Origin of the sequence: Duganella callida (genome assembly GCF_004614165.1) — a bacterium.
GTDB classification, from domain to species: Bacteria; Pseudomonadota; Gammaproteobacteria; order Burkholderiales; family Burkholderiaceae_D; genus Rugamonas; species Rugamonas callida.
Window position 1 is genome coordinate 1 of sequence record NZ_SPVG01000104.1, and the last position, 21,934, is coordinate 21,934.

Consider the following 21,934-nt stretch of genomic DNA (forward strand, 5'->3'; position numbering starts at 1 on the left):
AACCGCTGACCTCTTGCATGCCATGCAAGCGCTCTCCCAGCTGAGCTATACCCCCGTTTGCGCGAGAGACAAGAGTATAGCAGAGGCTCCGTATATTGCAAATACCCTTTTGCAACTTTGCCTCTGCTCCATACAATAAATCAGAGGAAGCGGTGCAGGCGCGCCAGTACCGTGTCGCGGCCGAAGATTTGCAGCACCGCGTCGATGGCCGGGGTCTGCAGCTGACCTGTGATGAACAGGCGCAGCGGCATCGCCAGTTGCGGCATCTTCAGACCATTGGCGGCCAGCACTTCCTTGATCATGGCGGCCAGCGCCTCCTTGCTCCATTCCACGGTCTTGCAGCGGTCGGCGAACTGCGCCAGCGCCGGCTTGACGGCGTCGGTGACGTGCTGGGCCAGCAGCGCGGCGTCCGGTTGCGGCTCGCGGTAGAACAGCATGGCGGCGTCGGCCAGTTCGTTGACGGTGTTGGTACGCTCCTTCATCAGCGCCAGCACCACCGGCAGCGCCGGCGCGGCGTCGAACACGGCGCCCGCTTCCAGCATGCGCGGCTTGGCCAGTTCGGCCAGACGTTCATTGTCGGCCTGCTTGATATAGTGGTTGTTCAGCCAGTTCAGCTTTTCGATGTTGAACTGCGCGGCAGAATTCGACAGGTGGGTGCCGTCGAACCATGCGATCACCTGGTCCATCGAGAACACCTCGTCATCGCCGTGGCTCCAGCCCAGGCGCGCCAGGTAGTTCAGGATCGCTTCCGGCAGATAGCCCTGGGCCGGATACTGCATCACATTCACCGCGTCCTTACGCTTGGACATTTTCTGGCCGTCCGAACCCAGTATCATCGGCAGGTGGCCGTATTCCGGCAGCGGCGCGCCGATCGCGCGCAGGATGTTGATCTGGCGCGGGGTATTGTTGACGTGGTCGTCGCCGCGCAGCACGTGGCTGATCTGCATGTCCAGGTCGTCGATGGCCACGCAGAAGTTATAGGTCGGCGTGCCGTCCGGGCGGGCGATCACCAGGTCGTCCAGCTCCTTGTTGGAGATGGTGATCGGGCCCTTGACGAAATCGTTCCAGGTCACCTCGCCGTCGAGCGGATTCCGGAAGCGCACCACCGGCTTGCGGCCTTCCGGAATCGCCGGCAGCACCTTGCCCGGTTCCGGACGCCAGGTGCCGTCGTAGCGCGGTTTCTCGCCGGCGGCGCGGAAGCGCTCGCGCATGGCTTCCACTTCTTCCGGCGACGAATAGCAGTGATAGGCGGTGCCGGCGTCCAGCATCTGCGCCACCACTTCGCGGTAGCGGTCCATGCGCTGCATCTGGTAGAACGGACCTTCATCGTGATTCAGGCCCAGCCAGGCCATGCCGTCGATGATGGCCTGCACCGCTTCCGGGGTCGAGCGCTCCAGGTCGGTGTCCTCGATACGCAGCACGAAGGTGCCGCCGAAGTGGCGGGCGAAGGCCCAGGAGTACAGCGCCGTACGGGCGCCGCCGAGGTGCAGGTAGCCGGTCGGGCTGGGAGCGAAACGGGTGCGGACTGGCTTGGATGGTGCCGGTGTTGGAGCGTTGGTCATCGAAGTAAAAAAGCTGAGATATAAAAGCGCTATTTTACCGCGTCGGCGAGCGCCTGGCGCTCGAAGCCGGCCCGGTACTGCTCCTGGGCGTCGGCGCGGGTGTTAATTTCGAACAGCAGGCCGCCCGGCGCCTCGCAGAAAAAGCGCGTGCCGCGCGGGTGCTGGAACACCTCGCTGTGCATGACGACGCCCTGCGCCTGCCAGCGCCGGTGCAGCTCGCGCACTTCATCCACGCTGGGCAGCTCGAAGCCGAGGTGGAAATTGTGTGGCCACACTACGGCGTGGTCCTTGCCTTCGATAACGATGTCGAAGCCGCCACGCTTGAGCATGGCAAACGCGGGGCCGCCATATTCCTGAGTGCAGCCGAGCTGCTGCACGAAGAAGCTGGCGGTGGCCTGGACGTCGCTGGACGGGAAGCTGAGGTGATTGAATTTCATGGTCGTTCTCCTGTTGGTGAAGGCAACAGAATACAAACCGCACGGCCGGCGCTCAACTCGCTTTAATTTCGCCAAAAGCCCTTTGCGCTCAAGGACTTGCGCGCAGGACGCGGCGATTGCTCACATTTACCAGCCGCCGAAGCGCTGCCACACCGGCCAGGCGCCGCCTTTACGTGGGATGACGTGGTAGCGGGTGTGCTGGGCGCCGGTGGCGCAGGCGTGATTGGGCAGCACGCGCAGGCTGGTGCCGACCGGGAAGCGCTCGACGATGTCGCCCTCGCCCGTCCATTGCAGCACGCCGTGTTCCTGGTTGGCCTTGCCGAAGCCGAGACCGGCCACCGGCTTGCCGTCCGCGTCGCAGACCAGGCCGTAGCCGTGGTCCTGGTGGCCGAGGTCGCGGCTCATGGCCATCCAGCCGCCATCGGTGATGATCCAGTTCTGATCCAGGCGGTGGCCGATCACCGTGCACAGCACGCTGATGGCGATGTCGTCGATGCCGCACACGCCGACTTCGGCCATCACCAGATCGAAAAACACATAGACGCCGGCGCGCACCTCGGTCACGCCGTCCAGATGCCGGGCGCTGAGGGCGGTGGGCGTGGAGCCGACGCTGACCACCGGACAATCGTAGCCGGCCGCGCGCAGTTTTTCGGCGGCGGCCACGCAACGCAAGCGCTCCTGTTCCGCCATCTGCGCCAGCGCTTCCGGCGTGTTCAGGTCGTAGGAAGCGCCGGCGTGCGTCATCACGCCTTTCAGCCGGGCGCCGCCGCGCAGCTCGGCGGCCGTGGCCAGCAGCAGCGGATCGTCGGGCTTGATACCGGAGCGATGGCCATCGGTATCGACCTCGATCATCACCTCGTGGCAGATGCCATGCTGCTCGCCGTGACGGGCAATCTGCGCAGCCATGGCCGGCGACTCCACCAGCAAGGTCAGACGCAGGCCATGCCGGATCAGCCTCAGCGCGTGATCCAGCTTGTTGGGCACGATCGCCACCGCATACAGAATATCCTCGATGCCGGCGCGGAAGAATTCCTCCGCCTCCTTCAAAGTCGAGACGGTGATGCCATGCGCCCCCTCGGCCATCTGGTGCCGCACCACTTCCAGACATTTGCTGGTCTTGACGTGCGGCCGGAACGACACCCCCAGCTGGTTCATACGGTTCTGCATGCGCTCGATGTTGTGCTGCATGCGGCGCTCATCCAACAGCAGGGCCGGGGTTTCCAGGTTTTGCATGACTCACTCCTTGTATCACGATACAATACATTTTATCCAGTTTTAGACAAAACGCCAATCATGAATAATCAATTGCTGCTGTTGGACCGCGATGCGGTCGCCCGGCTGATGCAGCCCGACACCGTGCTCGACGCCGTGCGCACTGCATTCACACTGCACGGGTCGGGCCAGGGCCGCGGCTTTCCGGTGGTGCGCGAGGCGCTGGCCACCGGCGGCGTATTCGGCATCAAATCAGGCGATGTGGCGTCGCGCGACCTGCTCGGCTTCAAGGCGGCCGGTTTCTGGCCAGGCAACCGCGAGCTGGGCAGCGAACCGCACCAGGCCACCATCATGTTATTCGATCCGGCGACAGGACGGCCGCGCTGCATCATGGACGGCAACGCGATCACCACCGCGCGCACGGCCGCCGCCGGCGAGCTGGGCCTGCGCACGCTGGCGCGGCAGGAAGCCGTCTCGCTCTGCGTCTTCGGCACCGGCGTGCAGGCTGCCGCGCAACTGGCGGCGGCGGTGCGCGCCCTGCCTTCCTTGCGCGAACTGCGCTACGTCTCGCGCAGCGGCCAGCCGGACGGTGCCTTCGAAGCGCGTTGCGCCGCTTTGGGTGCGAACGGCCGCACGCTGACGCACGCGATAGACGCTGATGCCGCCGTGGCCGCCAGCGATATCGTCGTCACCGCAACCCCGGCGCGCGGCCCGCTGTTCAGCGCGGACGCGGTCCGGCCCGGCACCCACATCAACGCCGTCGGCGCCGACACACGCGGCAAGCGCGAACTGCCGGAAGGCTTGCTGGAACGTGCCCGCGTGGTGGTGGACGACCAGCGGCAGGCGAAGGCACTGGGGGAAATGCAATGGGCGACAGGCATCGACTGCGTGCAGCTAGGCGACCTGCTGACGGGACAAGCATGGTTCACGCGCGAGCCGGACGACATCACGATTTTTGACATGACCGGCCTGGCCTTGCAGGATCTGGTGCTGGGTCAATATCTGTTCGACGCCGCGCGTCTTGAAGGCGACGGCCTCAGCATAGCCTGGCCGTGGTAATCCGCTCCCCTGTCATTCCCGCGCAGGCGGGAATGACATGCTATGTCAAGACATTCAGGTAACCCGACACCGAACCGCGGATGCGCCGGGCAAGGTCGTCTGCATCGCGCTCGCCGCGTTCGCCGGCGGCATCGGTCATGCCGCGGATGATGGCCAGCAGGTCGGCGGCGGCCTGCGTGAGCTGAGCGGCGTCGCAGGCATGGCCGGGCGCCTCCGGCTTGGCGAGGATGTCGGCCATCAGCACGTAGAAGCTGGGGCCTTGGTTCAAGGCGGCGCGGATGTCGGGGCGACCTTCCTGCTGATCAAGCAGCCGCGCCAGATGAGGCCGGGCCAGCTGCTGTTGCGCGGCGACGGCGATGAACGCATCCATGGCCTCGCGCCAGTCGGGCAAGGCGGAAGCTGCTGCTGCCGCCGTGCGGAACTTGCCCTCCTCGCGCTGCAGCAGCGCCAGGGTCAGGGCATCCTTGGAGGGGAAATATTGGTACAGCGTGCCGATACTGGCGCCGGCGCGCCGGGCGATGGCGTTGGTGTTGAAGCCTGCCAGCCCGCCCTCCTCCAGCACCAGCGCCGCCGCTTCCAGCAGCGCGTCCACCGTGTGCGCCGCGCGTGTCTGGCGCGGCGCCTTGCGTGCGCCCAAGGCGACGGGCGGTCTCGCCATTAATCGTTCTTGACGACGATGGTCGGGAACTTGCTGGTCATGTCCTTGGCCTTTTCCGACACCTGCACGGCCACCTTGCGCGCGATCTCCTTGTAGATCGCGGCGACCTTGCCGTCGGGGTCGGCCACCACGGTCGGCTTGCCGGAATCGGCCTGCTCGCGGATGGACATGGTCAGCGGCAGCGCGCCCAGGAAGTCGACGCCGAAGTCGGCGCACATCTTGGCGCCGCCGCCGTGGCCGAAGATCTCTTCAGCATGGCCGCAATTGGTGCAGATGTGCACGCTCATGTTCTCGACCACGCCGAGGATGGGGATGCCGACCTTCTCGAACATCTTCAGGCCCTTGCGCGCGTCCAGCAGCGCGATGTCCTGCGGGGTGGTGACGATCACCGCACCGGTGACCGGCACTTTCTGCGACAGGGTCAGCTGGATGTCGCCGGTGCCCGGCGGCATGTCGACGATCAGGTAATCAAGATCGCGCCAATTGGTCTGCTCCAGCAGCTGCTGCAGCGCCTGGGTGACCATCGGGCCGCGCCACACCATCGGCTCGTCCGGATCGATCAGGAAGCCGATCGACGATACCTGCACGCCGTAGTTCTCCAGCGGCTCCATCGACTTGCCGTCCTTGGTCTCCGGACGGCCTTTCACGCCCAGCATCATCGGCTGCGACGGACCGTAGATGTCGGCGTCGAGCAGGCCCACCGAGGCGCCCTCGGCGGCCAGCGCCAGCGCCAGGTTGACGGCCGTGGTCGATTTGCCGACGCCGCCCTTGCCCGAGGCCACGGCAATGATGTTCTTCACGTTCGGCATCGGCTTCAGGCCGCGCTGCACTGTATGCGACAGAATCTTGCTGAATACGCTGACGCTGATGTTGCCCACGCCCGGCAGGGTTTTCAGCGCCGCGATCACGCTGGCGCGGACGGCATCGATCTGGCTCCTGGCTGGATAGCCCAGTTCGATGTCCAGCGAAATATCGCCGCCATCGACCTTGATGTTCTTCACGGACTTGCTGGTCACATAGTCTTTCGTTGTATTTGGGTCAACGATTTTGGACAGGGCCGCCTTGACGTCTTCTACTGCAATGCTCATGTAATACTCCGTTAAATATGCCGCCATTCTAGCGCAACATGCGCAAGTGCCGCATCCGCTGTTAAAATGCTCCTTTTCCACCCACAAAGTGCACCAAGACCATGACCCGCAAGCTGTTCGTCACTACTGCCCTGCCCTACGCTAACGCCGCTTTCCATATTGGCCACATGATGGAGTACATCCAGGCCGACATCTGGGTCCGGTTCCAGCGAATGCAGCGCGACGGCGACGGACTGCGCGAAGTGCATTTCGTCGGCGCCGACGACACCCACGGCACGCCGATCATGATCGCGGCCGAGAAGGAAGGCATCACGCCGCAGGAATTCGTGGCCAAGATCGCCGCCGGCCGCGCCCAGTACCTGGACGGCTTCCACATCGCCTTCGACAACTGGTACTCGACCGATTCGCCGGAGAACGTGGAGTTGTCGCAAGGCATCTACCGCAAGCTGCGCGACGTCGGCCTGATCCAGACCAAGGTGGTGCCACGCTTCTACGACCCGGTCAAGGGCATGTTCCTGGCCGACCGCAACATCAAGGGCGAGTGCCCGGTGTGCCACTCCAAGGACCAGTACGGCGACAACTGCGAGGTCTGCGGTGCCGCCTACCAGCCTACCGAACTGATCAACCCGTTCTCGGTGTTCACCAACGCCACCCCGGTGCTCAAGGATTCGGAACAGTATTTCTTCAAGTTGTCCGACCCGCGCTGCTTCCAGTTCCTCAAGGATTGGCTGAACACCCCTGGCCGCTTGCAGCCGGAGATGGTCAACAAGGTGTCCGAATGGCTGGGCGAAAACGGCGAAAAACTGGCCGACTGGGACATCTCGCGCGACGCGCCGTATTTCGGCATTCCGATTCCTGATGCGCCGGGCAAGTTCTTCTACGTCTGGCTGGACGCGCCGGTCGGCTACCTGGCCTCGCTGAAGAACTACTTCGGCAAGATCGGCGTCGATTTCGACAGCTTCCTGCGCGATCCGGGCACCGAGCAGATCCACTTCATCGGCAAGGATATCGTTTCCTTCCACCTGCTGTTCTGGCCGGCGATGCTGAAGTTTGCCGACCACCCCGTGATCGACAAGCTGAAGGTCAACGTGCACGGCCACCTGACCGTCAACAACGAAAAGATGTCGAAGTCGCGCGGCACCGGCATCTCGCCGCTGCGCTACCTGAACCTGGGCATGAACCCGGAGTGGCTGCGCTACTACATCGCCTTCAAGCTGAATTCCAAGGTGGAAGACCTGGACTTCACCGGCGAGGATTTCGTCGCCCGCGTGAATTCGGACCTGATCGGCAAATACGTCAACATCGCCTCGCGCTGCGCCGGTTTCATCGCCAAGAAATTCGACGGCAAGCTGGCCGCCGGCCTGTCCGGGACCGCGCAGGCGTGGATCAAGCGCGCGCTGGTGACGCCGGAAGGCGTGGAGCGCCAGGCCAACATCGCCGCCAATTTCGAAGCGCGCGAGTACGGCAAGGCGCTGCGCGAAATCATGGAAATCGCCGACATCACCAACCAGTACGTCGACGAGAACAAGCCGTGGATCCTGGCCAAGGATGACGCCAAGCTGGCCGAACTGCACGACGTCTGCACCACCGCGCTGATCCTGTTCCGCCAGCTGTCGATCCTGCTGTCGCCGGTGCTGCCGGGCGTGGCCGCCAACGTGGCCCGCTTCCTCAACGACGACAAGTTCGTCTGGTCCGATACCGATGTCGCCAGCGGCGTGGTGGCCGGCGCCATGCTGGGCCGCACCATCGGCGCTTACGATCACCTGATGAAGCGCGTCGAGCCGAAGATGATCGAAGACCTGTTCGAAGGCCCGGCGCAGGCTGCCGGCGCTGCCGCCGCGCCAGCCGTCAAGGCCGAGAAACCGGCCAAGGCCAAGGCTGCCGCCGCCGCGCCGGCCGTCACCGAGACCGGCATCGAAGTGCTGGCGCCGGAAATCTCGATCGACGACTTCGTCAAGGTCGATTTGCGCATTGCCAAAATCGTCAACTGCGAACACGTGGAAGGCTCGGACAAGCTGCTGCGCCTGACGCTGGACGTCGGCGAAGGCCGCCACCGCAATGTCTTCTCGGGCATCAAATCGATGTACCAGCCGGAAGACCTGGTCGGCAAGCTGACCGTGCTGGTGGCCAACCTGGCGCCGCGCAAGATGAAGTTCGGCGTCTCGGAAGGCATGGTGCTGGCCGCATCGGCGGCCGACGAGAAAGCCAATCCGGGCATCTACATACTCAACCCATGGCCGGGCGCGGAACCGGGCATGCGCATCCGCTGAGGACGACCGGCATGAACCTGGTGGTGCGCGAAGCAACGACGGAGGATGCCAAGCTGATCGCCGAGCTCACGCGCGCCGCCTGGGCCGGCAAGGTCAGCGTCACCTCCAGCGGCCACCGCGAAACCGCCGTCCTCGTCGCAGAACACCTGCGCGATGGCGGCGGTTTTGTTTTGGAACTCGACGATCAACCGGTCGGCTCGGTGCGCTGGCTACCGCTGGAAGCCGAACAAGGCGTATGGGAAGTGTGCCGCATGGGTGTGCTGCCGCAGTACCGCGGCACCAATCTGTCGCAGCACCTGCTGGAGGCGGTGATCCACCATGGCCTGGCCAGCGGCGTGCAGGAAGTGCGGCTGGCGGTGCGCGCCGATCAGCCCAAGCTGGTTGATTTCTACACCGCGTTTGAATTCGAACTGGCCGAGGAGCTCGAGTATTCCCACGCCAATCCGCTGGAACCGCCGCCGATGGTCATGCGGCGTTCACTCAGACACTGATTTCGCTCCAGCAACTCCACCAGCAAGCCTGCACAGCAGCGGCGAGATACACTCCGACCACGCTACGGGAGCGAGTCCTACGCGACGGTAGCGGCCGGCGTGGAACAATGTGTGCATACGATACGTTGAGGAGCAGAACATGCACAGCAAATTAACCGCCATCCTCGCTGGCGCCTGCCTGAGTACCGCCGCGCTTGCTCAGACGCCGCCGGCATCGCCGCCGCCGCCACTTCCGGCCGAGCAGACCGGCCATCAAGCCGGCAGCAACGTAGCCAAGGACAAGGCCGCCCACAGCGGACCGGCAGGCAGCACGCAGGACGCCCAGGCACGTGCCAACCCCGCCCACCCCGTCGACAACTGCAAGCTAGATGACGGCCGCGTCGACAAGACCAATGCCATGAATAGCGTGGTCTGCAACAACAGCCGCCCGATGGAAACGCAAGCCAAGCGCGCCGGCAACAACCGTGACAAAAGGGAGGTACGGCCATGAACAGCTTCTTTGCAATCGCCTTGATGGCGGGTTATCTGAGCACCGCCAGCGCGGCGCAAACCAATCCTGATCCAGCCGTCAAAACCGGCAACGGCAAGACGGCGCAGACCAAAAAGGCCGCGCAGCCCGATTGCAGCGGCGCCCAGGGCGGCGTCGACGTCAGCGGTGGGGAAAGTGTGGAGCAGCACGCCAAGGCCGACAAGACCAAGGCCGGCAACAGCGCCGCCTGCGGCAAGCACAACGGCAAGGCCGACTCGCCGCAGGCAGCGCCGACCACGCCGCATCCCGAGATCAAGGATCCGGTGATCCGCTAGTTCCTGTAGACCCCGCAGCCGATCACCACGTCGTCCACCCGCTCCACATCGGTGCGCTTGGCGTCGATGGTGCCAGTGGCCGGGTTGGGCCATTTGTAATCGACCTGGCCCTTGCCCTCCTTAGAAAATGTGACGAATGCCGAGGTTGACCGCGCGGTTGCCGGTGCCGCCCTCGATCGAACTGCCGACCGTATGGCCGGCGCCGTTCTTGTTGCGGATGTAGGCGTACACGGCATACAAATCGGTGCGCTTGGACAGGTAATGGCGGTAGCCGGCCGCGAACTGTTCGGCGTCCTGGTTGTAGCCGGTCTTGTCATTCTTGCGGATGTACGATCCCAGCCACGTGCCCAGGCCCTGCGGCACGGTCACGCCCAGCAGCACCACATTGCTGTCGGTGCTCGCCACCGGCGCCACGGCATAACCGAACGGATTGTTCAGGTTGCGCGGCAGCGCGCTGTTCATGCCCTTGTCGACACCGTAGGCGAAATGCGCCTTCAGCACGCCGAAGTCGTACAGCGCCGTCAGCACCGAGTTGCGCGCGCTGCTGTTGTCGTGGACCGTGGCGGTGTCGTTGTTGCGGTAGTGCGTCGCCAGCCGCAGCGTCAGCGGGCCGGCCAGATACGCCAGTGCGCCGCCCAGCTGGCGGCCGGCCTGGCTGTCGCCGCCCACCTCGCCGGCGCCGTAGACGAATTCCGCGTTCACGCCGTTCACCGTCGGAGAGATGTAGCGCACCGCGTTGTCCATGCGGCTGGCGCTGTTGCCGGTCGAGGCCATCAGGTTCTTGGTGTCGCCGGCCGTGCCGGAGCCGAACGGGTCCACTGCCGCCACCGCCAGGTATTGCGGCGTGTACTGGCGTCCCAGCGCGATGGTGCCGGCCGGCGTCTGCAGGCCGACATAGGCCTGGCGGCCGAACAGCAGGCCGCCCTGCCCCAGCGCGCCGGTATCGCCCTGGAAGCCGTTCTCCACCAGGAAGATCGCGGCCATGCCGCCGCCCAGGTCCTCAGTGCCGCGAAAGCCCAGGCGCGAGCCCGACTCGACGCCGCTGGTCAGCCTGGTGGCGGCCGCATTGGCGCCGACGCCGCCGCTTTCGCGCACCAGCGCCATGTCGAATATGCCGTACACCGTGACGTTTGATTGGGCAGCAGCCAGCCCTGCCGTGGCGCTCAAGGCGAGCGCCAGCATCGTTTTCTTCATCTTGGTCATCCCCAGTTGACAGGCTCTGCTCTGATAGGCGGGACAGCGAGCCCTGGCGTCCCGCCCGCGTTACCGGGTCGGAGGTCAGCGACCGAAGCCGCCGCCGCCCGGTGTCTCGATGGCGAACACGTCGCCGGCGCGCATCTCGGCGGTGTGGGTGGCGCCGAATTCCTCCACCGTGCCGTCGCTGCGCTCCACCCAGTTGCGGCCCAGCGCGCCGGGCTGCGCGCCCGCCAGGCCGAACGGCGCCACGCGACGGTGGCCGGCCAGGATGTTGGCCGTCATCGCCTGCAGGAAGCGGATGCGGCGCACCGCCCCGTCGCCGCCGCGCTGTGCGCCCTCGCCGCCGCTGCCGCGCCGGATCGCATGGGTTTCCACCAGCACCGGGAAGCGCCATTCCAGCACTTCCGGATCGGTCATGCGCGAATTGGTCATGTGGGTCTGCACCGCGGCCGTGCCGGGGAAGCCGGGGCCGGCGCCGGAACCGCCGGCGATGGTCTCGTAATACTGGTGTTCCTCGTTGCCGAAAGTGAAGTTGTTCATGGTGCCCTGCGAGGCCGCCATCACGCCCAGCGCGCCGTACAGCGCATCGGTGACGTATTGCGACACCTCGACGTTGCCGGCCACCACCGCCGCCGGATAGCGCGGGTTGAGCATGGACCCTTCCGGCACGATCAGCTGCAATGGTTTGAGCACGCCCTCGTTCATCGGGATGTCGCTGTCGATCAGGGTGCGGAACACATACAGCACGGCCGCCTTGCACACCGACAGCGGCGCGTTGAAGTTGCTTGGTCGCTGGGCGCTGGTGCCGCTGAAGTCGACGGTGGCGCTGCCGCTGTCGCGGTCTATCGTCAGGCTGACCCGCAGCACCGCGCCATCGTCCATCTCGTAGGCAAAGCTGGCGTCGCGCAGGCCGCGGATGGCCTTGCGCACGGCGCGCTCGGCGTTGTCCTGCACGTGCTGCATGTAGGCCAGCACCACGTCTTCGCCGTAGCTGGCGGCCGCCTTCAGCAACTCGCCGGCGCCGGTTTCGCAGGCGCCCAGCTGGGCGATCAGGTCGGCGATGTTCTGGTCGATGTTACGGCTCGGCCATGGGCCGGCGCCGAACAGCGCGCGCACTTCCTGCTCCAGGAACACGCCGCGCTCGACGATCTTGACGTTGTCGAGCAGCACGCCCTCCTCCAGGATGCTGGTGCTGTTGGGCGGCATCGAGCCGGGCGTGATGCCGCCGACGTCGCCATGGTGGCCGCGCGCCGCCACGTAGAACAGCGGCGTATCGGCGTTGCCGTACACCGGGCACACCACGGTGATGTCGGGCAGGTGGGTGCCGCCGTTGTACGGCACGTTGAGCATGTAGGCGTCGCCGGGGGCCATGCTGGCCGCGTGCTGGCGGATCACGCACTGCACGCTGTCGCTCATCGAACCCAGGTGGACCGGGATGTGCGGCGCGTTGGCGATCAGGTTGCCGTGGCGGTCGAACACCGCGCAGGAAAAGTCCAGCCGCTCCTTCATGTTGACCGAGTAGGCGGTGTTTTCCAGCGTGGTGCCCATCTGGCGCGCGATGGCCATGAACAGGTTGTTGAAGATTTCCAGGTGTATCGGATGCACGGCGGTGCCGATGTGCTGCGCGCCGCCGGCCGCCACGGTGCGCTCCAGCAGCAGCGTGTGGTCGGGCAGCACGCGCGCGCTCCAGCCGGCGTCCACCACGGTGGTGGCGATGGCCTCGCGGATCAGCGCCGGACCGGCCACGCGGCTGCCGACCGCCAGTTCGGCGCGCACGTGCAGCGGTATCGCGGTGGTCTCGCCGTCGACGTAGCTGTACACGCGGCCCTCGCTCACCGCGCCGCCGCCGGCCGGCACGGCCAGCTCGAAGCTCGCACCGTCGCCGGCGCCGATCGCCTCGGCCGAGACCGACTCGATCACCAGCGGATGGTCGTCCATCACGAAGCCGAAGCGGCCGCGGTACAGCGCCGCGAAGCTTGCGGCCATCTGCTGCGCGCCGGCCACCGGCACCACGAAGGCCGAGTCGCTGTCCTGGTATTTGACGCGCGCGCACAGCTCGACGCGGATGGCGTCGCGCGCCACCTGCTGCGCCAGCAGTTCGCCGCTGGCCTGCTGCGCCAGCGCCGCCAGCCGCGGTTCCAGCGCCAGCAGCGTGGCGCTATCGAGCGGCTGCTCGACCGCGGCCTCGCGCATGGCGCGGATGTCGGCCAGTCCCATGCCGAAGGCCGACAGCACGCCGGCAAACGGGTGGATCACGATTTTGGTCATGCCCAGCACGTCGGCCACGCGGCAGGCGTGCTGGCCGCCGGCGCCGCCGAAGCAGCACATGGCGTAGCGGCTGACGTCGTAGCCGCGCTCGACCGAAATCGATTTGATCGCCTGCGCCATGTTGTCGACCGCCACCGCCAGGAAGCCGTCCGCCACCGCCGACGGCGACAGCCGGGTGCCGGTTTCCGCCTCGATCTGCTGCGCCAGCGCGCCGAAGCGGCGCACCACCACGTCGCGGTCCAGCGGCTGGTCGCCGTTGGGGCCGAACACGTGCGGGAAGTGCTCGGGCTGGATGCGGCCCAGCATGACGTTGCAGTCGGTGACCGTCAGCGGACCGCCCTTGCGGTAGCTGGCCGGTCCCGGATTGGCGCCGGCCGATTCCGGCCCCACCTTGAAGCGGCCGTTCTCGAAGCGGCACACCGAGCCGCCGCCGGCCGCCACGGTGTGGATGTGCATCATCGGCGCGCGCACCCGCACCCCGGCCACCACCGTCTCGAACACGCGTTCGTAGACGCCGTCGTAGTGGGCGACGTCGGTCGAGGTGCCGCCCATGTCGAAGCCGATCACCTGTTTCAGGCCGATCGCCTCGCAGCTGCGCACGGCGCCGACGATGCCGCCGGCCGGGCCGGACAGGATGGCGTCCTTGCCCTGGAAGCGGCCGGCGTCGGTCAGGCCGCCGTTGGACTGCATGAACATCAGGCGCACGCCGCCGGTATCGGCCGCCACCCGCGCCACGTAATCGCGCAGCACCGGCGACAGGTAGGCGTCCACCACTGTGGTGTCGCCGCGGCCGACGATCTTCATCAGCGGGCTGACCTGGTGGCTGACCGAGATCTGCGTGAAGCCGGCTTCCTCGGCCAGCGCGCGCAGGCGCTGCTCGTGCTGCGGGTAGCGGTAGGCGTGCATCAGCACGATGGCGATGGCGGCGATGCCGCGCGCCCGCAGCGCCGCGAACTGGCCGCGCAGGCGCGCCTCGTCCGGCGCCTGCAGCACTTCGCCGCGCGCGCCGATGCGCTCGTCGATCTCGATCACGTCTTCGTAGATCAGGTCCGGCAGCTCGATGCGCATGGCGAAGATGTCGGGCCGGTCCTGGTAGCCGATGCGCAGCTGGTCGGCGAAGCCGCGCGTGATGGCCAGCGCGGTGCGCGCGCCCTTGCGCTCCAGCAGCGCGTTGGTGGCGACCGTGGTGCCCATCTTGATCACCTCGATCTGATCGGCCGGCAGCGCCTCGCCGCTGCGCAGTCCCAGCATCTCGCGGATGCCCTGGGTGACCGCGTCGTCGTAACGCTCGGGGCACTCCGACAGCAGCTTGTGCGTGACCAGCTTGCCGTCCGGCCGGCGCGCCACCAGGTCGGTGAAGGTGCCGCCGCGGTCGACCCAGAATTGCCAGCGCAGTTGTTGGGCGGGGATGTCGTTCTTCATGTCGATGCCTCTACAGTCAATCAGGATTCAAGTTGTTTGCCGGCGGTTTCCGGCAGGGTCAGCGCGGCCAGGATCATCACCCCGTAGGCGGCGCCGGCAAACACGCCGATCGCCTCGCCCAGCGCCATGCTCTGGCTGCTCATGCCGATCAGCAGCGGGAACAGCGAGCCGACCGCGCGGCCCATGTTGTAGCTGAAGCCCTGGCCCGAGCCGCGGATCGCGGTCGGGAACAGCTCGGTCAGGAATGAGCCCATGCCGCTGAACACGCCGGACACGCAGAAACCCAGCGGGAAGCCGAGGAACAGCATCACGGCGTCGGTCACCGGCAGCCGGGTGTAGGCCAGCGCGATGGCCAGCGAGCCGACCGCGAACAGGATGAAGTTCTTCTTGCGGCCCAGGTAGTCGGTCAGAAAGGCGCTGACGATGTAGCCGACGTAGGAGCCGACGATCACCATCGCCAGGTAGCCGCCGGTGCCCAGCACGGTCAGGTGGCGCTCGGTCTTGAGGAAGGTCGGCAGCCAGGTGGTGATGGCGTAGTAGCCGCCCTGGGCGCCGGTGGTCAGCAACGCGGCGCGCAGGGTGACGGTGATCATCTTCGGCGAGAAGATCTGCCAGAACGAGGGCTGGCCGGCGGCCTTCTGCTTCTTCACCGCCACGTACACCTCCGGCTCGTCGACGAAGCGGCGCACGAAGATCACGAACAGCGCCGGCAGTATGCCCAGCAGGAACAGCGAGCGCCACGCCCATTCCGGCGGCAGCAGCGAGAACATCAGCGCGTACAGCAGCGCCGACACGCCCCAGCCGATCGCCCAGCCGGCCTGCACCATCCCGACCGCCTTGCCGCGGTCCCTGGCGCGTATCACTTCGCCGATCAGGATGGCGCCGGCGGTCCATTCGCCGCCCATGCCGAATCCCATCAGGCCGCGCGCCCACAACAGCTGGGTGAAGTTCTGCGCCAGCCCGCACAGCACGGTGAAGAAGGCGAACCACAAAATGGTGATCTGCAGCGCCTTGACGCGGCCGATGCGGTCGGACAGGATGCCGGCGATCCAGCCGCCGGCGGCCGAGGTCAGCAAGGTGACGGTGCCGATCAGGCCGGCGTCACCCTTGCTCAGGCCCCAGCTGGCGATCAGCGTCGGGATCACGAAGCTGAGGAACTGGGTGTCCATGGCGTCCAGCGCGTAGCCGACCTTGCAGCTCCAGAAGGTGCGGCGCTCCTTGGCGGTCAGGGCGTGATACCAGGCGAAGAAGCCTTGGTCCCGGGCGGTGCTCAGTGCTTGCGTGTTCATGTGCTCTCCCATTTTTCTGGCGCAGCCGTCCCCGTGCGGGCACACCTGCGGTGTCCGTTGCGGTGCTGCGCGGTTGTCGTTAAAAAGCGGCCAGTGAGGAATTCAGGATGTCGGTCACCAGCATGTAGCCGGGCTGGTGGGTGATCGCCAGCGGCAGACGCGCCTGGCGCAGCGCTTCCTGCGGGGTGACGCCACAGGCCCAGAACACCGGAATTTCATCCGGCAGGATCTCGACCGCGTCGCCGTAATCGGGTTGCATCAGGTCGGCGATGCCGAGCAGCGCCGGGTCGCCCAGGTGCACCGGCGCGCCGTGCACGGCCGGGTAGCGGCTGGTGATCTGGATCGCGCGGATGGCATCGGCCGCCTTCATCGGCCGCATCGACACCACCATCTCGCCGCCGAAGGGGCCGGCGCCCTGGTTGGGCCGGTTGGTGCGGTACATGGCGACATTGCGGCGCTGCGCGACGTGGCGCAGCGGGATGCCGGCCTCGCTCAGCATGTGCTCGAACGAGAACGAACAGCCGATCGCGAACACCACCAGGTCGTCGCGCCAGATCTCGTGCAGCGCGTGCGTTTGCGACGCCAGCCGGCCGTCGCGGTAGATGTTGTAGCCGGGCGTGTCGCTGCGGATGTCGAGATCGGCGCCGAGGCGGTCCAGCTGCCACTGGCCCGGCTCGCCCACCGCCAGCAGCGGGCAGGCGCGCGGGTTGCGCTGGCAGAACAGCAGGAAGTCATCGGCATGCGCCTGCGGCAGGATCACCAGGTTGGCCTGGGCATACGGGCCGCAGTAGCCGGCGGTCGGCTGGCGGAAGGCGCCGCTGCGCACCTGCTGGCGGAGTTCGAGTGGTGTCATCAAGGTTGTCTCGCTTGGTAAGCATGAAAAAACTGCATGAAGAAAGAATAAACGTGAATAACCCCACAAGCTATCTAGTTATTTTTGCTGTTGCTGTTTAGTTTTTCTAACCGCACTGCGCTATCCTGGTGCAGGGGGTTAAGGTATTCTTGTTGCATGAATACGCGCTTCCTTGAAACTTTCGTTACCTTGGCTCAGCTACGCAGCTTTCGTGCCACCGCCCGCGCGCTGCACGCGACGCCGGCCGCGATTTCGTTGCGCATCAAGACGCTGGAAGACGAGTTGCAGACCGAGCTCATCGACCGCAACAGCAAGGATTTCCGCCTGACCGCCACCGCCGAATACCTGCTCGGCCACGCCAAGGCGGTGGTCGATGCCACGCGCCGGCTGCAGGCGGCAGCCAGCAAGGACAGCGCGGTGCGCGGGCGCCTGCGGGTGGGCGTGATCGAGTCGGTGGTGCACAGCTGGCTGGCGCAGTTCATGCGCGAGCTGAACGGGCTGTATCCGGAGATGGAAGTCGATCTGACGGTGGATATGAGCAATGTGCTGGAACGGCGTCTGCGCGCGCGCGAACTGGATCTGGTGATTCAGGTCGAGGGCGTGGCCAGCAGCGATATCGTGTCGGAGGCGCTGGCCGCGTATCCGCTGCACTGGATCGCGCGCCGCGGCCTGGTCGATACGCGCAAGGAAGGTTTGAATCAGCGTTTGCTGCAGCTGCCCATTCTGACCTTCGGCCGCGGCACGGCGCCGCATCGCATGCTGGAGGATATCGTCAACAAGATGGCCAACCTGGCCATGATTCCGCTGGAACAGACGCGCATCACCTGTTCGCCGTCGGTGGCGGCGATCGTGCAGCTGGTCAAGGATGGGTACGGCGTGGCGGCGATTCCCAGCCTGTTCGTGGCAGGCTATCTCGACAGTGGTGAATTCACCGAGCTGCCGGTGCAGCCGGAGCCGCCGTCCATCATCGTGTCGATGTGTTTCCCGGCCAACGCGGGCATGCTGGTGCATGCGGCCGCCAACACGGCGCGCCAGGCTTGCGCCAATTACTGCGCCCAGGTCGAACCGCGCTACATCAAGCAGTTGGGTTGAAGTCCGACCGTGACGCGAGTGCTATTCCTACGCGTCAGCCGGGTCCGGCATGAAAGAATGGGTCGCTCTCACAACTTTGATGGAGACTCACCATGAACAGCAAACTGATCGCAGTTATCGCCGCCGCATGCCTGAGCACGGCTGCCATCGCCCAGACCCAATCGACCCCGACCCAGGGCAGCCCGGCACAGACCACCATGGGCCAGACTTCGGGCACCAGCAATACCGGCACCCCGACCGCCGGCCAGAGCAACACCACCAGCGGCGAACAGAATGCCGCCACCATGCAGAACAACAGCAATATGCAGAACACCGCACCGGCCAAGACCAAACGCGACAGCAAGATGGCCAAGAACGGCAGCAAGGTCGATTGCAATGCGGCGCATACCGATGGCCACGCCACCGAGCCGGCGCATAACCGCGCCGACTGCGACAACAATACGCCGAACCGCAACACCCGTACTCAGCAGTAAGCTAGAGCGCCAGCGTCACCGTACCACTGCCGGCGCGCGGCCTGACGGAGCAGAGCAACACCTGCCCCGCCTCGGGCTGCGCGCCGCAGCTGCGCGTGTACGCCACCTCGCCACCCTTCAGCCCCACCGCGCACGAACCGCACAGGCCTGAGCGGCAACCGGCGGCAGCTTCCAGGCCGTGCGCTTCGGCCAGCTCCAGCAGGCTGGACTGGGTGCCATCCCACATCACCTCCACACCCGATTGCGCGAAGTGCACCGGCACCAGTTCGGCTGCTACTGCTGCGCTCGTGTCCGAATGTCGGCTCTGACCCCGACCGAAGGTTTCGAAGCGGATGCGCTGGTCGGCGATGTTGAGCTTGCGCAGGCCGTCGTGCATGGCTTGCATGAAGCCATCCGGGCCGCACAGGTAGAAGTCGTAGTCGTCGAACGGCAGCAGTCGTTTCACGGTGTCGATGGTCAGGCGGCCTTGCGTGCTGCTGTGCTGGAGGTGCAGGTGCAGGTTGCCGTGGCCCGCCGCCAGGGTCTGCAGGTGCTGGTGGAACGGCATCTCGTCGGCGCTGCGCGCGGCGTGGATGAAGTGGATGGCGTGCTTGTGGCGCGTGCGGCTGCCATTCACCAGCAGGCCGTTCAGCATGGCGATCATGGGGGTGATGCCGATGCCGGCCGACAGCATCACCACCGGGCGCTGGGTGCCGGCGTCGAAAATGAAGTCGCCTCCCGGCCCCATCAGCTCGATCTGCGCGCCCGGCGTCAGGTGCGCGTGCAGCCAGGTGGAGACGGCGCCATCGCGCTTGACGCTGATGCGGTACCAGCGGCCGTTCGGCGCGTCGGACACGGTGTAGCTGCGGATCTGGCCGGCGGCGCGCACGCTGATGAACTGGCCCGGCTGGTGGGCCGCCACGCCCTGGCCGTCGGCCGGTTGCAGGTAGAAGGAACGGACGTCGGCGCTTTCCGCTACGGCGTCCATCACTTTGAACGGGCGCCAGTTGCGGGTCAGGCTGGCGGCGGCCTGGACGCGGTCGGCTTCCTCCCAGTTGCCGGTGCGCGCCAGTTGCGCGGCCGGTTGCGGCGCGGTCCAGCGGAACGGCAGCGCGCCGACGTTGCGCACCACTTCGCGCACGTGGAAGCGCAGCAGGCGCTCGGCGCCGGCGAAGGCGCGCACCTGGTCGCCATCCCAGATCACTTCCGCTTCCACCGCCAGGTGCAGCAGGTCGCCGCGCTCGAAGTCGATGAACAGCAGGCCGGCGCGCGGCTCGGTCATCAGGTTGCCGATGGTGTTGAAGAAGAAGTTGCCGACGAATTCGGGCGCGGTCAGGCTGCGCTCGTCGTCGACGCGGACGAAGCCGGGCCGGCCGCCACGGTGCGACATGTCGACGCCGCGGCCGAAGCCGGCGTCGCTGTGCAGATTGGCGCTGGCGATGAAGTAGGTGTCGGCGCGCGCGATCAGCTCGCGGTCGGCGGCGCTCAGCTCCACGCCGCGCTGTACCTGCACCGGCTGGCCGTCGGTCGGCGCGGCGCTGTGCTGGCGGTGCTGGATGTATTGCGGGCAGTTGCCGAAGCTCTGGCGGACGGCGATGCTGAAGCCGCCCTCGCCGGCCGCGACGATTTCGCCATTGACGCGGTTGCGCCGGCGCGTGGTGGGCGCCAGGCCGAGGCCGCCGATGTGGCCGCCCACGTGCAGCTGGTCTTGCAGCGGGTCGCCGCGCAGCAGGCCGCCGGCGATGTGCAGCGTGCGCGGGTCCGGCGAGGAGACGAAGCCCGGTGCGCCGGCCAGCAGGGTGGCCCAGGGTTGGCCGGACGCGTCCAGCGCGCCCAGGAAAAAGAATGGCAGTTCGCTGTAGAACTGGCGGTGCTGGTCGGGCATGTGGTCGCGGATGAACGGCGCGGCGCCGGCCATCTGTTCGCGCACGCCGACGCGCTCCTGCACCGCCAGCTCCTGGGCGTGGAAGGGTGACGGTGCGGAGCCCATGCTCAGATCTCCTCGGGCGCCACGCCGGCGACGGTGGCGGGCATGGCGACAAAGCCCGGCAGCGCGCGCACGTTGTCCAGCCAGGCACGGATGTGCGGGTACGGCTTCAGCGAGACGCCGCCTTCCGGTGCGTGGGCGATATAGCTGTAGCCGGCGACGTCGGCGATGGTGGCGTGGTCGCCCACCAGCCAGTCGCGGCCGGCCAGTTCCTGTTCCATCACGTCGAACAGCCTGGCGGCGATGTCCTGGGCGCGGGCGCCGTCCAGCGGCGCGCCGAACACGGTCACCAGGCGTGCGCTGCACGGGCCATAAGCGATCTTCCCGGCCGCCGTCGACAGCCAGCGCTGCACCTGGGCCGCCGCCAGCGGTTCGCGCGGTAGCCAGCGGCCGCTGCGGTCGTATTTCAGCGCCAGGTAGACCAGGATCGCGGTGGAGTCGGCCAGCGTGACGTCGCCGTCTTCCAGCACCGGAATTTCGCCGAACGGATTGCGCGCGAGGTGGGCGGCGCCGCGGTTTTCGCGTTCGGCCATGTTGATGCGCACGAATTCGTATGGCAGGTTCAGCAGGTTGAGCATCAGTTCGGCGCGGTGGCTGTGGCCGGACAGTGGGGAGCCGTAGAGTTTCATGGAGGTTCCTTGATGAGTGGATGCAGCCAGTATATTCAGCCGTCATCGTGCTGATAAGCCGGAAGAATGGGGAATCTCTGTCCACTTAAAGTGTACAATTGCACCATGGTCGATCTCCACCACATCAATCTGAACCGGCTCACCACCTTTGTCACGGTGGTCGAGGCCGGTTCGCTGACGGCGGCCGCCGAGCGGCTCGGGCTGGCCAAGTCCATGGTCAGCAAGCACATGCAGTTGCTCGAGCGCGAAGTCGGCGTCGGCCTGCTGGTGCGCTCGACGCGCAAGCTGAGCCTGACCGAGGCCGGACGGCTGTTTTACGAGTCCAGCCGCCAGTTGCTGCAATCGGCCGAGCAGGCCATCGAGCAGGCGCGCAGCGGCCGCGCCGTGCCGCAGGGCACGCTGCGGGTGGCCTCGCCCATCGATTACGGCGTGATCGTGGTGGCGCCGGTGCTGTCGCAGCTGCGCGCGCGCTATCCGGCGCTGAAGATCGATTTGGTCTGCAATGACCACCGCATCGATCTGATCGCCGAGGGTATCGACGTCACGGTGCGGCTGGGCGCGCTGGCCGATTCCGGTCACATGGCGGCGCGCGTGGACAAGCTGGTGCGCTTTCCGGTCGCCAGCCCGGAATTCCTGGCGCGGCATGGCATGCCCTCCAGCCCGGAGCAACTGGCGCAATTGCCGTTCATCTCGTTGACCGTGATTCCGCAACCCACCGTGTTTCAGCTGACGCATGCCGATGGCCGTACGGCCGAGGTGCGCATGCAGAACACGGTCTTCAGCACCAATACCGCCTACGCCACGCGGGCGGCCGCCCTGGCCGGCGACGGCGTCACGCGCGCCACCGCGTTTTCGGTGCGCGACGACCTGGCCGCGGGCCGGCTGGTGCGCTTGTTGCCCGAATGGTCGCTGGCGGAAAGCGATATCCATGCGGTGTATCCGGCCACCGCCCATCTGCCGCAGAAGGTGCGGGTCTTTATCGATGCGCTGAAGGCGGCAACGGGCGGCTGACCGCCTCGCGCAGGCGTCGGCGCCGCTGTATCACCAATAGCGCGGTCAGCGCCATCAGGCCGGCGACGCCGCCCCAGATCCAGGTGGCCGCCACCGAGGCGGGGGCGCGCTCGCGCGGCGCGGCAGGATCGCGGAACGTGGCGGGGATGGCGC

Annotated in this window: 20 protein-coding genes; 8 read left to right on the forward strand and 12 right to left on the reverse strand. The window is 66.5% G+C overall.

Features of this window, described 5'->3' with window-relative positions:
- Nucleotides 1-140 precede the first annotated feature (140 nt).
- The 3 genes from gltX to E4L98_RS10960 form a co-directional block, all read right to left on the reverse strand.
- A complete protein-coding gene (gltX, locus tag E4L98_RS10950; RefSeq protein ID WP_135201597.1) occupies nt 141-1,562 on the reverse strand; it encodes a glutamate--tRNA ligase in 1,422 nt (473 codons plus the stop codon).
- Nucleotides 1,563-1,591: 29 nt separating this feature from the next.
- Nucleotides 1,592-1,999: a VOC family protein gene (locus tag E4L98_RS10955; protein ID WP_135201598.1), complete on the reverse strand. Its 408-nt coding sequence runs from the start codon at nt 1,997-1,999 to the stop codon at nt 1,592-1,594.
- A gap of 126 nt (nt 2,000-2,125) precedes the next feature.
- Nucleotides 2,126-3,232, reverse strand: a complete 1,107-nt coding sequence (locus E4L98_RS10960) for an alanine racemase (protein ID WP_135201599.1) — start codon at nt 3,230-3,232, stop codon at nt 2,126-2,128.
- 60 nt (nt 3,233-3,292) lie between these two features.
- On the opposite strand from E4L98_RS10960, the gene E4L98_RS10965 reads away from it, so the two are divergent.
- Entirely contained in the window at nt 3,293-4,270 is a 978-nt protein-coding gene (locus E4L98_RS10965) for an ornithine cyclodeaminase family protein (RefSeq protein ID WP_135201600.1), read from the forward strand.
- A 40-nt stretch (nt 4,271-4,310) separates the two neighbouring features.
- On the opposite strand, the gene E4L98_RS10970 is transcribed toward E4L98_RS10965, so the two are convergent.
- Both E4L98_RS10970 and apbC read right to left on the reverse strand, forming a co-directional pair.
- A complete protein-coding gene (locus E4L98_RS10970; protein ID WP_135201601.1) occupies nt 4,311-4,928 on the reverse strand; it encodes a TetR/AcrR family transcriptional regulator in 618 nt (205 codons plus the stop codon).
- A complete protein-coding gene (apbC, locus tag E4L98_RS10975; protein ID WP_135201602.1) occupies nt 4,928-6,016 on the reverse strand; it encodes an iron-sulfur cluster carrier protein ApbC in 1,089 nt (362 codons plus the stop codon). Before apbC ends, E4L98_RS10970 begins: the two co-directional genes overlap by 1 nt.
- Nucleotides 6,017-6,117: 101 nt before the next feature.
- Here apbC and metG point away from each other — a divergent pair, with 101 nt between their 5' ends.
- The 4 genes from metG to E4L98_RS10995 all read left to right on the forward strand — a co-directional run bounded on the left by metG (nt 6,118) and on the right by E4L98_RS10995 (nt 9,581).
- A complete protein-coding gene (gene metG / locus E4L98_RS10980; RefSeq protein WP_135201603.1) occupies nt 6,118-8,286 on the forward strand; it encodes a methionine--tRNA ligase in 2,169 nt (722 codons plus the stop codon).
- A gap of 11 nt (nt 8,287-8,297) precedes the next feature.
- On the forward strand, nt 8,298-8,777 hold the full coding sequence (locus E4L98_RS10985; RefSeq protein WP_135201604.1) for a GNAT family N-acetyltransferase: 480 nt from the start codon (nt 8,298-8,300) through the stop codon (nt 8,775-8,777).
- Nucleotides 8,778-8,916: 139 nt separating this feature from the next.
- Nucleotides 8,917-9,267, forward strand: coding sequence for a hypothetical protein (locus E4L98_RS10990; protein ID WP_135201605.1), 351 nt, complete (start codon nt 8,917-8,919; stop codon nt 9,265-9,267).
- On the forward strand, nt 9,264-9,581 hold the full coding sequence (locus tag E4L98_RS10995; RefSeq protein ID WP_135201606.1) for a hypothetical protein: 318 nt from the start codon (nt 9,264-9,266) through the stop codon (nt 9,579-9,581). Before E4L98_RS10990 ends, E4L98_RS10995 begins: the two co-directional genes overlap by 4 nt.
- Nucleotides 9,582-9,701: 120 nt before the next feature.
- Here E4L98_RS10995 and E4L98_RS11005 read toward each other — a convergent pair whose 3' ends face one another.
- The 4 genes from E4L98_RS11005 to E4L98_RS11020 form a co-directional block, all read right to left on the reverse strand.
- Nucleotides 9,702-10,775 carry a porin gene (locus E4L98_RS11005; RefSeq protein ID WP_135201607.1) on the reverse strand — a complete coding sequence of 358 codons (1,074 nt, stop codon included), beginning with the start codon at nt 10,773-10,775 and terminating at the stop codon, nt 9,702-9,704.
- 84 nt (nt 10,776-10,859) lie between these two features.
- On the reverse strand, nt 10,860-14,468 hold the full coding sequence (locus tag E4L98_RS11010) for a hydantoinase B/oxoprolinase family protein (RefSeq protein ID WP_135201608.1): 3,609 nt from the start codon (nt 14,466-14,468) through the stop codon (nt 10,860-10,862).
- A gap of 20 nt (nt 14,469-14,488) precedes the next feature.
- On the reverse strand, nt 14,489-15,757 hold the full coding sequence (locus E4L98_RS11015) for an MFS transporter (RefSeq protein WP_135201609.1): 1,269 nt from the start codon (nt 15,755-15,757) through the stop codon (nt 14,489-14,491).
- 79 nt (nt 15,758-15,836) lie between these two features.
- Complete coding sequence (locus E4L98_RS11020) at nt 15,837-16,610, reverse strand: putative hydro-lyase (protein WP_135201615.1); 774 nt, start codon at nt 16,608-16,610, stop codon at nt 15,837-15,839.
- A 156-nt stretch (nt 16,611-16,766) separates the two neighbouring features.
- On the opposite strand from E4L98_RS11020, the gene E4L98_RS11025 reads away from it, so the two are divergent.
- Together E4L98_RS11025 and E4L98_RS11030 are read left to right on the forward strand one after the other, a co-directional pair.
- Nucleotides 16,767-17,702 (forward strand): LysR family transcriptional regulator, encoded by a 936-nt coding sequence (locus tag E4L98_RS11025; protein WP_135201610.1) that lies wholly within the window; start codon nt 16,767-16,769, stop codon nt 17,700-17,702.
- Between the two features lie 92 nt (nt 17,703-17,794).
- Nucleotides 17,795-18,175, forward strand: coding sequence for a hypothetical protein (locus E4L98_RS11030; protein WP_135201611.1), 381 nt, complete (start codon nt 17,795-17,797; stop codon nt 18,173-18,175).
- A 1-nt stretch (nt 18,176) separates the two neighbouring features.
- Here the strand turns inward: E4L98_RS11030 and E4L98_RS11035 are convergent, their stop codons facing one another.
- Nucleotides 18,177-20,144 (reverse strand): 2Fe-2S iron-sulfur cluster-binding protein, encoded by a 1,968-nt coding sequence (locus E4L98_RS11035; RefSeq protein WP_135201612.1) that lies wholly within the window; start codon nt 20,142-20,144, stop codon nt 18,177-18,179.
- A gap of 2 nt (nt 20,145-20,146) precedes the next feature.
- Nucleotides 20,147-20,770, reverse strand: a complete 624-nt coding sequence (locus E4L98_RS11040) for a glutathione S-transferase family protein (RefSeq protein WP_135201613.1) — start codon at nt 20,768-20,770, stop codon at nt 20,147-20,149.
- A gap of 105 nt (nt 20,771-20,875) precedes the next feature.
- On the opposite strand from E4L98_RS11040, the gene E4L98_RS11045 reads away from it, so the two are divergent.
- Nucleotides 20,876-21,781, forward strand: a complete 906-nt coding sequence (locus tag E4L98_RS11045) for a LysR family transcriptional regulator (RefSeq protein WP_135201614.1) — start codon at nt 20,876-20,878, stop codon at nt 21,779-21,781.
- On the opposite strand, the gene E4L98_RS29990 is transcribed toward E4L98_RS11045, so the two are convergent.
- A partial coding sequence (locus tag E4L98_RS29990) for a hypothetical protein (protein WP_167761313.1) occupies nt 21,747-21,934 on the reverse strand: 188 nt, incomplete at its 5' end. The genes E4L98_RS11045 and E4L98_RS29990 overlap by 35 nt on opposite strands.